The 15,544-nt window shown below is 66.1% G+C and carries 15 protein-coding genes; 1 reads left to right on the forward strand and 14 read right to left on the reverse strand.

Features of this window, described 5'->3' with window-relative positions; all coding sequences use genetic code 11:
• The first annotated feature begins 8 nt into the window (after positions 1-8).
• Positions 9-704 (forward strand): YoaK family protein, encoded by a 696-nt coding sequence (locus AC0QC4_RS10565; protein WP_483659857.1) that lies wholly within the window; start codon positions 9-11, stop codon positions 702-704.
• Here AC0QC4_RS10565 and AC0QC4_RS10570 read toward each other — a convergent pair.
• The 14 genes from AC0QC4_RS10570 to AC0QC4_RS10635 form a co-directional block, all read right to left on the reverse strand.
• Complete coding sequence (locus AC0QC4_RS10570; RefSeq protein ID WP_483659858.1) at positions 696-1,592, reverse strand: alpha/beta fold hydrolase; 897 nt, start codon at positions 1,590-1,592, stop codon at positions 696-698. The genes AC0QC4_RS10565 and AC0QC4_RS10570 overlap by 9 nt on opposite strands.
• Before the next feature lie 32 nt (positions 1,593-1,624).
• Positions 1,625-2,455: a hypothetical protein gene (locus tag AC0QC4_RS10575; protein ID WP_483659859.1), complete on the reverse strand. Its 831-nt coding sequence runs from the start codon at positions 2,453-2,455 to the stop codon at positions 1,625-1,627.
• Positions 2,452-3,777, reverse strand: coding sequence for an oxygenase MpaB family protein (locus tag AC0QC4_RS10580; RefSeq protein ID WP_483659860.1), 1,326 nt, complete (start codon positions 3,775-3,777; stop codon positions 2,452-2,454). The genes AC0QC4_RS10575 and AC0QC4_RS10580 overlap by 4 nt, the downstream gene beginning before the upstream one ends.
• A 135-nt stretch (positions 3,778-3,912) precedes the next feature.
• Entirely contained in the window at positions 3,913-4,407 is a 495-nt protein-coding gene (locus AC0QC4_RS10585) for a DUF2314 domain-containing protein (protein WP_483659861.1), read from the reverse strand.
• Positions 4,404-5,123 carry an alpha/beta fold hydrolase gene (locus tag AC0QC4_RS10590; protein WP_483659862.1) on the reverse strand — a complete coding sequence of 240 codons (720 nt, stop codon included), beginning with the start codon at positions 5,121-5,123 and terminating at the stop codon, positions 4,404-4,406. The genes AC0QC4_RS10585 and AC0QC4_RS10590 overlap by 4 nt, the downstream gene beginning before the upstream one ends.
• A 122-nt stretch (positions 5,124-5,245) precedes the next feature.
• Entirely contained in the window at positions 5,246-6,646 is a 1,401-nt protein-coding gene (gene lpdA, locus AC0QC4_RS10595) for a dihydrolipoyl dehydrogenase (protein WP_483659863.1), read from the reverse strand.
• Between the two features lie 10 nt (positions 6,647-6,656).
• Positions 6,657-7,874: a 2-oxoglutarate dehydrogenase complex dihydrolipoyllysine-residue succinyltransferase gene (gene odhB, locus AC0QC4_RS10600; RefSeq protein WP_483659864.1), complete on the reverse strand. Its 1,218-nt coding sequence runs from the start codon at positions 7,872-7,874 to the stop codon at positions 6,657-6,659.
• Positions 7,875-7,968: 94 nt separating this feature from the next.
• Complete coding sequence (locus AC0QC4_RS10605) at positions 7,969-10,776, reverse strand: 2-oxoglutarate dehydrogenase E1 component (RefSeq protein ID WP_483659865.1); 2,808 nt, start codon at positions 10,774-10,776, stop codon at positions 7,969-7,971.
• A gap of 149 nt (positions 10,777-10,925) precedes the next feature.
• Positions 10,926-11,810, reverse strand: coding sequence for a succinate--CoA ligase subunit alpha (sucD, locus tag AC0QC4_RS10610; RefSeq protein ID WP_483659866.1), 885 nt, complete (start codon positions 11,808-11,810; stop codon positions 10,926-10,928).
• A complete protein-coding gene (locus AC0QC4_RS10615) occupies positions 11,807-12,139 on the reverse strand; it encodes a hypothetical protein (protein ID WP_483659867.1) in 333 nt (110 codons plus the stop codon). The genes sucD and AC0QC4_RS10615 overlap by 4 nt, the downstream gene beginning before the upstream one ends.
• Positions 12,140-12,227: 88 nt before the next feature.
• Positions 12,228-12,560, reverse strand: coding sequence for a hypothetical protein (locus AC0QC4_RS10620; RefSeq protein WP_483659868.1), 333 nt, complete (start codon positions 12,558-12,560; stop codon positions 12,228-12,230).
• Positions 12,557-13,519, reverse strand: a complete 963-nt coding sequence (gene mdh / locus AC0QC4_RS10625) for a malate dehydrogenase (protein WP_483659869.1) — start codon at positions 13,517-13,519, stop codon at positions 12,557-12,559. Before mdh ends, AC0QC4_RS10620 begins: the two co-directional genes overlap by 4 nt.
• A 369-nt stretch (positions 13,520-13,888) precedes the next feature.
• On the reverse strand, positions 13,889-15,001 hold the full coding sequence (zapE, locus tag AC0QC4_RS10630; protein WP_483659870.1) for a cell division protein ZapE: 1,113 nt from the start codon (positions 14,999-15,001) through the stop codon (positions 13,889-13,891).
• Between the two features lie 103 nt (positions 15,002-15,104).
• Positions 15,105-15,494, reverse strand: coding sequence for a PaaI family thioesterase (locus AC0QC4_RS10635; RefSeq protein WP_483659871.1), 390 nt, complete (start codon positions 15,492-15,494; stop codon positions 15,105-15,107).
• Positions 15,495-15,544: the final 50 nt, after the last annotated feature.

Below are 15,544 nucleotides of genomic sequence, written 5' to 3' on the forward strand. Positions count from 1 at the left end.
CGGCGGGCGTGCAGACGATCCCCGAACCACAGCTCCGCCTCGCCGTGATCCTTGCCGCGCTAGCGGGCATGGTCGATGTCGTGGCCTTCCTCTCTCTGGGAGGTTTCTTCGCCAGCTTCATGTCGGGCAATTCGACCCGGCTCGCCATCGGTATCGGCGGCAATCTGGGCGATGCGCAACTCGCCGCTGGCCTGATTCTGAGCTTCGTCGCCGGGGTGATCGGCGCGACGCTGCTGGGGCGCGACACCAGCCGCCATCGGCAGATGCGGATATTGGCGGCGGTGGCGGCGCTCATCCTGGGCTGCGCGCTGATCGCCCGCCCCTACCAGGCGACGCAATTGCTGCTGCTTGCCGCGGCGATGGGCGCGATGAACTGCATTTTCGAGCGCAACGGCGAGGTCTCGGTCGGGCTGACCTACATGACCGGCACGCTGGTGCGACTGGGCCAGGGGCTGGCGCGATGGATGTTGCGCGAGGACAGCATGGAGGGCTGGCGCCGGCATTTGCTGCTGTGGGCAGCCTTTCTCGGCGGCGGGCTGATCGGCGTCGGACTCTATGCCCGGATTGCGCTGGCGACGCTCTATGTCGCCGGGCTGGCGGCTGCGGCACTGGCGGGCTGGCTGTGGCGGCAGGAACGCCCTGCCCCGCCACCGGCCGATTCCGCCGGCGCAGCATCGACCGGGCAGAGCGACGCGTCAGGCTGACCCGCTGTTGCGGTGGGCATGCCCAGCGATGACATCGGCCATGGTCTCGACCAGCGCCAGCGGCAGATCATGCCCCATGCCGGGAATGACATGCATGGCCGCTCCCGGAATCGTCTTGGCGGTATCCTGTCCGGCGGCGAGCGGCACCAGCGGATCGGAATCGCCGTGCACCACCAGCGTCGGCACGGTGATGGTGCGCAACATCCGCCGCCGGTCGCCATCGGCGACGATCGCGGCAATGTGGCGACCGATCCCCTGCGGATAATGCCCACGGGCATGCTCTTCGCGCACCCGCCGCTCCAGCCGCTCCGGGTCGTGCGGATAGCCCGGACTGCCGATGGTGCGCGCGGCGTGCATCGTGAAGGCCACCTGCGCATCGAGATCGTCGCTGGCCGGGCGACTGGTCAGCACCGCCATCGCCTCGGGCTTGGCGCGCGGCAGCCAAGGGTTGCCGCTGCTCGACATGATCGATGTCAGCGAGGCGGTGCGCTGCGGATGACGCGCCGCGACATGCTGGGCGATCATCCCGCCCATAGACGCGCCGACGACATGCGCGCGCTCGATCCGCAGCGCATCGAGCAGACCGATGGCATCGGCAGCCATGTCGGCGATGCGATAGGGCACCCGGACCGGGAGTCGCAGCAGCGAACGCAGCAGCAGCGCCTTGATGCCGGGTGTGGCGACACCGTCGAAGCGGGTCGACAGGCCGGTGTCGCGATTGTCGTAGCGGATGACGCGAAAGCCGCGCGCCACCAGCGCATCGACCAGCTCGATGGGCCAGGACGTCAACTGCCGCCCCAGCCCCATGACCAGCAGCATTGCCGGCGCAGCGGCATCGCCATGCTCCTCATATTCGATGGTGATGCCGTTGGCAGTGGTCGCAGGCATGATGGTCCCCCGTTGCTTGACGATGGTCGCGGTCAACCGACCACAGGTTTGCCCGGTGCATGGCGCGACAGTAGCGCGATGGCGAGCAGAAATCCGATGATGGGCGAAGCGCCGCCGCCGAACAGCGGCACCGGATAGGCACCGATGGCCGAAGCCAGCATGTAACCGAACACGCTAGCCGAGAGCGCCGCCGCGGCGCCCAAGCGCCGTCCCGCCGTGCGCCAGCGGAAAATCGGCGCGGCGATCAGCAGCAAGGCAGCGGCCAGCATTGCAAGCAGCAGCAGCGGCGCGCGGGCGGCGGCATCAGCCCACAGTCCCTCGACAAACCGCACCGGCGCCAGCGCATCGCGATGCAGCAGGCACCAGAGCGTCGCGCCACTCGCCAGGAGCAAGGCCAGCCAGCGCCACGGATCGCGCGGCGCCACGACGGCGATGGCCGCAGCGGCGCTCGCCAGCGCCAGCGCGGTGGCAAGATCGGGCTGGACAGCGGCGATCAGGCTGGCCGCTGCGACCACGCCCGCGGCCGAGCGCGCGGGAAGTCCGGCGGCGACGACCATCAGTGCCGGTACGATCAGCATGCCGACGTGCAGGCGGAGCGGGCCGAGCGCCAGCCAGCGGCGCACGCCGTCGAGCTCGGGCCCGAACAGCAGCGGTGCGGCAAGCAGAGCCAGCAGCATCATGACCGCACCGGCTCCCGCCCTCGTCTTCCCCCGCTGGACCAGGACTGTCAGCAATAGGCCGATCGTGGCCGCCGCGCCGTTGACGGCCAGCAGCATCGGCGGCGCGCCGAGCATGCCAAGGCCGAGCAGCCCGATCAGGATGGCGAGCAGACAGGCGGCGAGCGGCAGCCGTGCCGCGCTCACGCCACCGCCGGGCGATAACTGGCAGCGTCAGAGGTGAATTCGGCGCGACCGTAGCGGGCGAGCTGCCGCTCGATCTTCGCCACCAGATGTGCGTCGGCCAGATCGCGCAGGATCGGGATTTTCGAGGCGATGGTAAAGGCGGTCATCCGCCCGGCCAGCGCCAGCATCATCGCGCCATAGATCAGCCGGTCGGTGCCGGTGATCGGCACGCCGACAGAGGCCGCCCGCTCGGCATCGCCTTCGAGGAAGAGCTTCACAAAGAACACCCGGCTGACCGAGCGCTCGAGCCGCCGCTTGATGCCGCCGAGCAGCGAGGCGTCGCTCGAAAGCTCCGCCTCCATCGTCGCGCGCAGCAGGCCGCCGCAGATCGCATCGTCATATTCGTAGCGCAGCGTCGCGCTGCGGGTGCGCCAGATGCGGACGATGGCTTCCGGCGTATCGGCCAGCAGATCTTCCGGCAGTCCGAGCAGATAGCAGCGATAGCGCGCCAGCTCGACACGCGCGCGCTCGAGTCGGTTGAAGCTGGTCCGCCCGTCCTTCAGCACATCGAGTGAGAGGAAATAGATGGGGATCAGCCCGGCCGGCATCTGGTCGAGCTGGGGGATCGGCATGCCGTAAGTGTCGGCATCCCACAGACCGGGGCGCGACAGCAGGTTGACCCGCACCATCGAATGCATCAGCCGCACCATTGCAGCCGCCTTGAAACCCGGTCCGTACCGCTCGAGCGCGCCGGGCAGCGCGGTGGTGGCAAAGAAGGTCGCGGTCTCCTTCACCCGCCGCGCGGCGGTGGCGTGGCCCAGCGTGCCGGTGAGCGCCATCGGCAATGCGCTATACTTGTTGAGGAAGGTGGCGATGAACGCGCCGCGCACCAGCCAGGGGGCGATATTGGCGGTCGAATTGCGCTCATAGGCCGCCCCCTCTTCGACCAGTTGGCGATCGAGCCAGTCGGGCACCTGCTCCATCTCACGGATCAGCGCGACCAGCTCCGGCGGCGCATCGGGCAGCGCCTCGACGCCCTTGTCGCACGCCTCGGTCAAGAGATCGACGGTGCGGCGAAAACCGAGCGAGCGCATCAGCGCGGCGTAGGCATCGCCGGTGCGGTCCCCCAGCATGGTATATTCGCGGATACGCGCAACCAGATCGGCATCGGCGAGATAGGTGTCGCGATTGTTGCCCGGCTTGCGGCCCAGTTCGGTCTCCGCTTCCGCCTCTGCCGCCCAGCGTCGAGGAGCGCGCTCGAAATCGAGACGACCGAACAATGCCGGCTGGTCGACGGCCTGCGCACGCACGCGCGCGGCGACATCTGCAATGGTGATGCTCATGCGGCGAGTGTGGCAAAATCGTCCACAGAAGCAAGGGCGCCCGCCACTATTCGCAAACGCATGCCCGCCCGCACCAGACCCGACGGCCCCGTTGTTGGCACCGGGCGGCGGGTCAACTCAACCGCAGCCGCGCGCCTACCAGCCGAGCGATTGCTTGATTTCCGCGGCCTGTGCAGCCGGCATATCGTGCAGCATGACGCGGGTGGTGAAATTGCCCTGCATCACGCGACCACGAAGGAAGCCCCAGTCGCTGATCGCATCCCGCGCTATGGTGACGCGCTGCCCGACGCGGAACCCGTCCGCCAACGGGACATTGGCAAGCACGCCGGTGATCGTCCCGTCGTCCGCCACGGCAATCTCCTCGGCCCAGATATGCTCGGCCTCTTCGGGGGAGGCGAGCAAGTCGAATTTGAGCATGAAATAGCCCTCATCGGCAGCGGGGTTCGCAAGCGCGGCAAAGAATTGCGGAAGCGTCCGCCGCGCCTCGGCGCGGGCGGCGTTCATCTCGGCATCGTTGGCCGCATAGCCTATCACGCCGCTGTCCTGCTTCTGCGCCAGGGCCGGGGCGGCCATCACCATCAGGGCCGGCGCTAGGGCCAATGCGACGGTTTTTGCAACGCTGATGCTCATGCGGCGAGTGTGGCACAAAAGTCCGGATTGGCAAGCACCGCAGCCAGCGTCGAATAGTGCGACTGGCCGGGCAATAGATGGACAGCCTCGACCTGCGGCAGCGCATCGGCCAATGCTTGTGCCATGGCCGGCGGAGCCCAAGTGTCATCCAGCCCGTGCCAGATGGAGACCGGCGCGGCGATGCGCGACAGCAGCGCACCCCATGGCGCGACAAAGGCCATTACCTCCCGGCGATAGCCGGTCGCGCCGTCGCGCAGCGACCGCGCGAGCATGGCCTGCAGGGTCTGGCGAAACCCCGCATCCTGGGCCAGCGCGATATCGCCGCCGCGCGCAGAGGCGAACAGTGTGTCGACCAACCGGTCCGGTGCCAGCCGGCCCAGCACGGCTTCTCCTGCACACAGCCAGCGCAGCAGCAGACCGGAGGCTTGTGCCGTTCTGAACACCGGGCGACCGGCCATCTCGGACAGGAAATCGCCGAGTTCCAGCGGCGCCGCGGCGGAGACCAGCATGATGCGCGCGACGCGGGGGCCGAGCCGCTCCGCCAGCTCCAGCGCCATGCGCGCGCCAAGCGAAAAGCCGATCAGGCCCAACGGCGCGCCGGCTGTTTCCGTGTCGACGCGCCGGGCGAGAAGATCGCAATAGTCTTCGAAACCGATATGCGGTGCGTCTGTCCGCCGATCGGGCGCCATGACGCCGGTCGGCGGTCTGGCGAACATGGCCCACTCCTCCGGCCCGCCCGGAAACCCGTGCAGATAGATCCATCGCATCGGCGTGGCGGTGCCGTATGTGACGCGGTGAGAGGCGACGGGAGCCGGCACAGCTACGGCTCCCGCGCGGCTCAGATATGGATCGGCTTGCCCTGCACCGCCATCGCCGCTTCCTTCAGCGCCTCGGCATGCGTCGGGTGCGCGTGGCAGGTGTATGCAATGTCCTCGGACGTCGCGCCGAACTCCATGGCCTGCGCCGCCTGCGCGATCATCGTGCCCGCGACCGTGGCGATGATCCACACGCCCAGCACGCGGTCGGTCTCGGCGTCGGCGATGACCTTGACCAGCCCGTCGGTCTGGCGGTTGGTCTTGGCGCGGCTGTTGGCCATCATCGGGAACTTGCCGACCTTGATCGCCGTTTTGGCCGTTGCTTGCTCCTCGGTCAGCCCGACCCCGGCGATTTCGGGGAAGGTGTAGACGACGCTGGGGATCACGTCATGGTTCACGATGCCGGTCTGCCCGGCGATATTCTCGGCGCAGGCCAGGCCCTCATCCTCGGCCTTATGCGCCAGCATCGGGCCGGGCACGACATCGCCGATCGCCCAGATGCCGGGCACGCTGGTGCGGAAATCATGGTCGATGTCGATCTGCCCGCGCGCGTTGACGGCGAGGCCGGCCTTGTCGAGGGCCAGACCGTCAGTGTTCGGCTTGCGGCCGATGGCGACGAGCACGACGTCGGCGGTGAGCGTTTCCGCCTCGCCGCCCTTGGCCGGTTCCATCGTCAGCACTGCCTTGCCACCCTCGGTCTCGACGCTGGTCACCTTGGTGCCGGTCTTGATGTCGAAGCCCTGCTTCTTGAAAATCTTGTTGGCTTCCTTGCGGATGTCGCCATCCATGCCGGGCAGGATCTGGTCGAGATATTCGACCACGGTGACCTTTGCGCCCAGTCGCCGCCACACGCTGCCGAGTTCCAGCCCGATCACGCCGCCGCCGATGACGACCATCGTTTCCGGCACCTTGGCCAGCGTCAGCGCGCCGGTGGAATCGATCACCACGCCCGCATCATTGTCCACCGTGACGCCCGGCAGCGGGGTGACGCTGGAGCCGGTGGCGATGATGATGTTCTTGGCGCGATAGCTCTGGCCTGCGACCTCGACGGTGTCGGCCCTGGTGAAGCTCGCATGACCTTTCAGCCAGTCGACCTTGTTCTTCTTGAACAGGAAGGCGATGCCGCCAGTCAGCTCATCGACCGCCTTCTGCTTCTCGGCGATCATCGCGGGCACATCGACCGAAGGCGTGCCGAAGCTCATCCCGAATTTGGCGAGGTGCCCGCCAGTGACTTCCTCATACAGCTCCGACGCATGCAGCAGCGCCTTCGACGGGATGCAGCCGACGTTGAGGCAGGTGCCGCCCAGCGTCTCACGCGCTTCGACGCACGCGGTCTTCAGCCCGAGCTGCGCCGCACGAATGGCGGCAACGTAGCCACCGGGGCCGGCACCGATGACGAGGACGTCGTAGTTATAGTCGGTCATCAGTCAGTCCTCACAAATCGACCAGCAACCGGCCCGGATCCTCGATCGCTTCCTTCACTGTCTTGAGGAAGGTCACTGCCTCGCGCCCGTCGATCAGGCGGTGGTCGTAGCTGAGCGCCAAGTACATCATCGGGCGGGCGACGATCTGGCCGTTGCGGACCACCGGCCGCTCCTCGATGCGGTGCAGGCCCAGAACCGCGCTCTGCGGCGGGTTGATGATCGGGGTGGACATAAGGCCGCCGAACACGCCGCCGTTAGAGATGGTGAAGGTGCCGCCGGTCATGTCGGCCATGGTCAGCGTGCCCTCTTTGGCACGCTTGCCAAGATCGGCGATGGCCTTTTCGATCTCGGCAAAGCTCATCGCATCGGCATTGCGCACCACCGGCACGACCAGGCCGTTGGGCGCGGACACCGCGACTGAGACGTCGAGATAGTTGTGATAGACGATCTCGTCGCCCTCGATCCGCGCATTGACCGCCGGAATGTCGCGTGCAGCCAGCGCGACCGCCTTGGTGAAGAAGCTCATGAAGCCGAGGCGCACGCCATGCTTCTTCTCGAACAGCTCGCGATAGCGCTCGCGCATCGCCATCACTTCGCCCATGTCGACGTCGTTGAACGTCGTCAGCATCGCGGCGGTGTTCTGCGCGTCCTTCAGCCGCTTGGCGATGGTCTGGCGCAGGCGGGTCATCTTGACCCGCTCCTCGCCGCGCGCGCCGCTGGCCGGTGCGGCGACCGCAGCGGGTACCGGGGTCGGCGCGGGCGCCGGGGCCGGGGCTTCACCCGCCTTCTTGGCGGCTTCCAGCACATCTTCCTTGGTCAGGCGGCCATCTTTGCCGGTGCCGACGACCTTGCCCGGATCGATGCCATGCTCCAGCACCGCGCGGCGCACAGCCGGCGACAGCGTGGTGACGTCGGCGCTGACCGCTTCGGCCGCCGGAGCGGCAGCGGGCTGGGCGGCAGCCGCGGGGGCTGCGGCAGGCGCCGCCGCGCCGGCGTCCTCGATCACACCGAGCACAGCGCCGACAAGCACGGTATCGCCTTCCTTGACCAGCTGCTGGCCCATCACGCCGGCGACCGGGCTCGGCACTTCCACCGCCACCTTGTCGGTCTCGAGGCTGGCGATCGGCTCATCGAGCGCGACCGCTTCGCCGGGCTGCTTGAGCCACTGGCCGACCGTCGCTTCGGTAACGGATTCACCCAGGGTGGGGACTTTGACTTCGCTCGCCATCTTTGCCTCTTTCGTGTTCCCCTGCGAAGGCAGGGGTCCATCTTCTGACATCGGGTGATGGGCCCCTGCCTGCGCAGGGGCACACCGCTTGAAATTATGCTTTCTTCATGGTCCTGCGGATTTCCTTGCGGACGCTCAGGCCCAGCGCATTGGAAATCAGCGCGCCCTGTTCGGTCTGGTGGCGGCTCATCAGGCCCGTCGCCGGCGACGCGGCGGCGGCCCGGCCGGCATAGCGCGCACGCATGCCCTTGTGCCCCGCGGCGTTCAGCGCCTCCTCGATGAACGGCTCGACGAAGAACCAGCTACCATTGTTGCGCGGCTCTTCCTGCGCCCAGACCACGTCCTCCAGCTTGGGCATACGCGACAGCCGCAGCGCCAGCGGGTCGCCGGGGAAGGGATAGAGCTGCTCGATGCGGATCACCGTGGTGTCGGTCAGCTCGGCCGCGTCGCGCGCTTCCATCAGATCGTAGCCGACCTTGCCCGAGCAGAGCACGACGCGCTTGACGTCGGCATCGGCAGGCGGGGTGCGATCGGACATGATCCGGCGGAAATGGCTTTCACCGATGAAGTCGCTGCGCATCGACACTGCCAGCTTGTGCCGCAGCAACGACTTGGGCGTCATGATGATCAGCGGCTTCCTGAACGGGCGCAGCATCTGCCGCCGCAGCACATGGAAGTAATTGGACGGCGTCGAGATGTTGCACACCTGGATATTGTCGCCTGCGCACAGTTGCAGGAACCGCTCCAGTCGCGCCGAGCTATGCTCCGGCCCCTGTCCCTCATAGCCGTGCGGCAGCAGCATCACCAGGCCATTGGCGCGCAGCCACTTCGCCTCGCCCGACGCGATGAACTGGTCGATCATGATCTGCGCGCCATTCGCGAAATCGCCGAACTGCGCCTCCCACAGCACCAGCGCCTTGGGATCGGCCATGGCGTAGCCATATTCGAACCCGAGCACGCCATATTCGCTAAGCGGTGAGTCCAGTACTTCGAACCGGCCGTGCGGCACGGTGGTCAAGGGCACATATTTCGCTTCGCTGGTCTGGTCGACCCACACCGCGTGTCGCTGGCTGAAGGTGCCGCGCCCGCTGTCCTGCCCGGACAGGCGCACCTGATAGCCCTCGCTCAGCAACGTGCCGAACGCCAGCGCCTCGGCGGTCGCCCAGTCGAACACCTCGCCTTCCTTGGCCGCGAACATCGCCGCGCGCCCGTCGATCACCCGGCGCAGCGTCTTGTGCACCTCCAGACCCTCGGGGATGGTGGTGATGGTGCGGCCGATGGCGTCGAACAGCTTGTCCGAAACGCCGGTTGGAATGTTGCGGCGCGCATTCTCCGGATCGGCGGGGGCGTGCAGACCCGACCAGCGCCCCGCGAACCAGTCGGCCTTGTTCGGCTTGTAGGTCTTGCCCGCCTCGAAGTCCTGCTCGAGCCGCTCGACGAACGCGCTGCGCAGTTCTTCCACCCCGCCATCGCCGATCACGCCTTGCGCCTGCAACCGTGCCGCATAAAGCTGCGACACCGGCGGATGTGCACGGATGCGCGCATACATCAGCGGCTGGGTGAAGCTCGGCTCGTCGCCCTCGTTATGGCCGAAGCGGCGATAGCACCACATGTCGATGACGACATCGCGCTTGAACTTCTGGCGGAAATCGATCGCCACCTTGCAGGCAAAGGTCACCGCTTCCGGATCGTCGCCGTTGACGTGCAGGATAGGCGCCTGCACGCCCTTGGCAACGTCGCTGGGATAAGGTGACGATCGGGCAAATTGTGGTGAGGTGGTGAAACCGATCTGGTTATTCACGATGAAGTGAATGCAACCACCCGTGTTGTAACCGCGGATGCCGGAAAAGCCGAGGCATTCCCAGACAATGCCTTGCCCCGCGAAGGCCGCATCGCCATGGATCAGCACCGGCAGCACCTGCTCATGCTTGGCCAGATCGTCGCGCACCACCTGCTGCGCGCGCACCTTGCCCAGCACCACGGGATCGACCGCCTCGAGGTGGCTGGGGTTGGGCACCAGGCTCATGTGCACCGAGATGCCGTCGAACTCGCGGTCGGTGCTGGTGCCGAGGTGATATTTGACATCGCCCGATCCGCCGACATCGTCGGGGTTGGCGCTGCCGCCCATGAATTCGTGGAAGATGACCTTGTACGGCTTGGCCATCACATTGGCGAGCATGTTTAGTCGGCCGCGATGCGCCATGCCGTAGACGATCTCGCGCACGCCATATTGGCCGCCATATTTGATGATCGCTTCCATCGCCGGGATCATCGCCTCGCCGCCGTCGAGCCCGAAGCGTTTGGTGCCGACATATTTGCGGGCGAGGAATTTCTCCCACTCCTCCGCCTCGACCACCTTGTTGAGGATCGCCTTCTTGCCCTCAGGGGAAAACTCGATGGTCTTGTCCGCACCTTCCATCCGGTCCTGCAGGAAGCGGCGCTCCTCGACATCGGCGATGTGCATATATTCGAGGCCGACCTTGCCGCAGTAATTGGCGCGCAGGATCGTCACCAGCTCGCGGATCGTCGCCTTTTCGAGGCCCAGCGTGCCGCCGAGATAGACTGGCTTGTCGAGATCGGCGCCCGAAAAGCCATGATATTCAGGCGTCAGATCGGCGGGCAGGTCGCGCTTCTGGATGCCCAGCGGATCGAGATCGGCCGCCAGATGCCCGCGCACGCGATAAGTGCGGATCAGCAGCATGGCGCGGATCGACGCACCCGCGGCCGCCGCGACCTCAGCCTCAGACAGGCTGGTCCCGGCTTTCGCCGCCGCCTTCTTCACCTCAAGCGCCATCTGCGTCGGGTCGAGCCCCGCCGTCAGCGGATCGCTGTCCGCCAGCGGCCAGCCGGAGCGCTGCCAGCTGGGGCCGGTTTCGATTTCGAAGCTACCGTCGTAATCCATCGTCATTCTCCATGTCCTCCCCGCTTGCGGGGAGGTGGCAGCCCGCAGGGCTGACGGAGGGGGCTCTCGATTGCCAGCAATGCTCTGCGGTGAGAGGCCCCTTCACCGCTTCGCGGTTCCCCTCCCCGCGCGCGGGGAGGCTCAGGTCATCACCCCTTCAACACCTCGACCAGCGTTTCGCCCAACAGGCTCGGCGAGGACGAGACGCGGATGCCCGCCGCTTCCATCGCCGCGATCTTGTCTTCGGCGCCGCCCTGGCCGCCCGAGACGATCGCCCCGGCATGGCCCATGCGGCGGCCCGGAGGGGCGGTGCGGCCGGCGATGAAGCCCGCCATCGGCTTCTTGCGGCCGCGCTTGGCCTCGTCGATCAGGAACTGCGCGGCATCCTCCTCGGCGCTGCCGCCGATTTCGCCGATCATGATGATGCTCTTGGTTGCCTCGTCGGCCAGGAACAGCTCCAGCACGTCGATGAAGTTGGTGCCGTTGACCGGATCGCCGCCGATGCCGACCGCAGTGGTCTGGCCCAGACCCGCATTGGTGGTCTGGAACACCGCCTCATAGGTCAGAGTGCCCGAGCGGCTGACGACGCCGACCGAACCCTTGGAGAAGATGCTGCCCGGCATGATGCCGATCTTGCATTCGCCCGGCGTCAGCACGCCGGGGCAGTTGGGGCCGATCAGGCGTGACTTGGAGCCAACCAGCTTTGCCTTGACCTTGACCATGTCGAGCACCGGAATCCCTTCCGTGATGCAGACGATCAGCGGCATCTCCGCCTCGATCGCCTCGATGATCGCGGCGGCGGCGAAGGGTGGCGGCACGTAGATGCACGATGCGGTCGCGCCGGTCGCGTCCATGCCTTCCGCTACCGAATTGAACATCGGCAGCCCGATATGCGTCTGCCCGCCCTTGCCCGGCGTCACCCCGCCGACCATCTGCGTGCCATAGGCCAGCGCCTGTTCGGTGTGGAACGTACCGGTCGCGCCGGTCATGCCCTGGGTCAGGACCTTGGTATTCTTGTCGACGAGGATGCTCATTCGGAAACCTTTTTCTCAGTGCGATCCGACCGGATCGTCGCAATTGTTACCGTTACGATGAAGAGGATGAAGGCAACTCCCGCGAGGAGGCCCCCAGCTACAAATAGTCCGATCAAGCCGAAGCCGTCGCCTGCCCCGGCGTTGCCCGTCCAGAAGTTGTTGTGCCGCGGCGCCATCATGCCGCTCAACGCGGTCACCAATCCCAGCAGGATCGCGATTCCGCTCGCCCAGAGCGACAATTTCGGCGCCCCGCGCCACATCGACGGGAGACCGACCAGCCAGGCCAGCAGCAGGAGCGGCACCCCGATCAAGAGCAATGGTCCGATCACGCCCGCGCCTGTTCGATATGAAGCGCATCGGGAGCGCCGATCACAGCTTGGGCAATGACTTTAGCGTTTATGTTGACGAGGAATGCCATTAGCTGGTCACCTTGCTTTCCGCCGTGGCCAGTCGAGCCAACATTCGCCCAGCAATTATGAACGCGATACAGATAAAGGCCCAACTGCTCGTCATGATTCCTACAATCAGAGCGGCCAACTGAAATCCCGTGCCTGGACTGGGCGCCACTGCGGCATCGAAAGCCAAAATGCTTACAGCGAGGCAGCCCGCAATTGTGACACCCAGATAGAAGGCTAGACCTTGGAATCGCTTCTCGCCCACAATCCACAAGAGCAGCCCTCCCCAAACAAGAAATCCGAACGCCAACGGCATTATGATCTCGTTGATTAACAGGCCGATTGGGAAGCTCACGCCAGCGACGGATCCAGCGTCTTGCACGCATCGAGCAATTCCTTCACCGCATCGACGCTGACTTGCAGGTTCGCCTTGTCGGCATCATCCAGCGCGATCTCGATCACCTTTTCGACGCCGTTCGCGCCGATCATCACCGGCACGCCGACATAGAGGCCGTCTAGGCCATAGGCCCCGTCGACATAGGCGGCGCAGGGCAGGATGCGCTTCTGGTCGGCCAGATAGGCCTCGGCCATGGCGATGCCCGACGCGGCGGGCGCGTAGAAGGCCGAGCCGGTGCCGAGCAGCGCGACGATTTCGCCGCCGCCGCCGCGGGTGCGCTTGACGATGGCGTCGATCTTTTCCTGAGTGGACAGGCCCATGGCGATCAGATCGGGCACCGGAATGCCGTTGACGGTGGAATAGCGCACCACCGGCACCATCGTGTCGCCATGGCCGCCGAGCACGAAGGTGTTCACATCGCGCACCGACACCTGGAATTCGTCGGCGATGAAGTGGCTGAAGCGCGCCGAATCGAGCACGCCGGCCATGCCGACCACCTTGTTGTGCGGCAGGCCGGAGAATTCGCGCAGCGCCCACACCATCGCGTCGAGCGGGTTGGTGATGCAGATCACGAAGGCGTCAGGGGCGTTGGCCTTGATGCCCTCACCCACCGCCTTCATCACCTTCAGGTTGATGCCGAGCAGGTCGTCGCGGCTCATGCCCGGCTTGCGGGCGACACCGGCAGTGACGATGATGACGTCCGCGCCCGCAATGTCCTTGTAATCGTTGGAGCCGATGATCCTGGCATCGAAGCCTTCGACCGGGCCGCACTGCGACAGGTCAAGCGCCTTGCCCTGCGGCACACCTTCGACCACGTCGAACAGGACGATATCGCCCAGCTCCTTCTGCGCGGCGAGATGGGCGAGCGTGCCACCGATATTGCCTGCGCCGATCAGCGCGATCTTCTTGCGAGCCATGCGGAATCTCCCTGCTTTCCGGCCGCGTGCAATCGGCGCGAAGCGGGGTCCGGCCGACGGCCCCTCACGCACATATTGCCAGCGGCAATAGAGGAGTCAGGGGCGATTGCAACCCGCTAAATGGCCGAAATAGCAGGATTAATGAAATTGCGAATGAGTTGCGATAACCCTTCTCATTCCCCAATTGAAGAGCACCTGGAGCGACGATCCATGTTGCCCTGCGAAAGCAAGGGCCCATCGCCAGCGGTAACATGGCATGTCGGCGATCATTCAGCACACGAGGCCAGCTGATGGGTACCTGACTTCGCAGGGTAGCAGGGCGTCTCGATTCGCTCGGCATGGCAGATCGGCTGCGACCGGCCGTCTGCGCTACCCCGCTCCATGCCCTTCGCTCAGCCAGTCATCCGACAGCATCTCGTTCAACCGACTGGCCGTGCGCTCGAATTCGAAGCTGCCGTCGCCCGTCACATAGAGATCGTCAGGGCGCGCATCGGCGCCGGCGAGCAGCTTGACACGATATTCGTAGAGTGCGTCGATCAGCGTCACGAAGCGCGCGGCCTCGTTGCGCTTTTCCGGGCCCAGCCGGGGGATGCCGACCAGGATGACCGTGTGATAGGTGCGCGCGACCGCCAGATAATCGGCAGCGCCGCGCGCCTCTCCGCACAACCGCTTGAAGGAGAAGACGGCGACGCCCTTCAGGCTCTTGGGCACATGCAGGCTGCGACCGCCGCCGACGTCCAGCTCGGCGCTGGGCACATGCTTGCGGTCCTCTGGCGGATAGTCGGTCAGCTTGAAAAAGGCGTCGGACAGCGCCCGGGTCGCCACCTCGCCACTGGGGCAATGCCAGCGGCGCACCCCCATCAACCTGTCGCGGCGGTAATCGTTGGGGCCGTTCAGCGGCAGCACGTCCAGCCGGGTCTCGATCAGCGCGATGAACGGCAGGAAATGCTCGCGGTTGAGCCCGTCCTTGTAGAGGTCGTGCGGCGGCCGGTTGGAGGTGGCGACCAGTGTCACCCCTTGCTCGATCAGCGCAGTGAACAGGCGCGACATGATCATCGCATCGGCGCTGTTGTTGACCACCATCTCGTCGAAGCACAGGCAGCGCTGCTCGCTGGCCATGGCAGTAGCGACGGCGATCACCGGGTCGCCCGCCTCGGTGGCGCGAGCGGCGCGCAGCCGGGCGTGGACGTCAGCCATGAACACATGGAAATGGACGCGGCGCTTTTCGGTGATGGCCAGGCTGGCGTGGAACAGGTCCATCAGCATGGTCTTGCCGCGCCCTACCCCGCCCCACAGATAGACGCCGCGCGGCGGGTCGGGCTTGCGCCCCAGCATGCGCCAGACCAGGCTGCCGCGGGTCGGCACGGACTGCAGTTCCTGCTGCAACCGGTCGAGCCGCTCCGCCGCCCAGCGTTGCTCACGGTCAGGGCGAAGCTCCCCGGCAGCGACCAATGCGTCGTAGCGGATGAGCGTGGAGGTCATGATGGGTCCGCGCGTCGTCAACCCCGCGAAGGCAGGGATCCAACTGATAGGGTATCAGCTGAATCCCTGCCTTCGCGGGGATGACGAAGTGGGAATTGTGCCATCACGGCTTAGGCACCGAGGCCTTGCGGATCGTGCCTGCGTAGGTCGCGACGATATGCCCGTCGCCCTCGCCCTGCACCACCATCCCGCGCAGGAACACCAGCCGCCCGGTCTCGCGCACCAGTTCGGTGACGGCATCGAGCGGTTCGTCGATTCGCCCCGCGCCGATGAACTGGGTGGACAGGTCCAGCGTCACCGCCGGGCCGACGTTGAGCACGCCGAACTGGTGACTGGACGCGAACAGCGCGATGTCGATCAGCGCCAGGGTGATCGCGCCATGGACATTGTTGCCAAGATTGCTGTGCTGGCGCGTCGGAAACATCCGCAGCCGCGCGGTCGGCCGGCCATCGGGAGTCGCACCGTCCCGCCGGACCTGCAATGGCTCGATCAACCCATTGAAACGGCTAGGGTCTTTCAGGTTCCATGCAATCCAGCCATCGC

The organism is Sphingomonas sp. jy18, assembly GCF_056931895.1.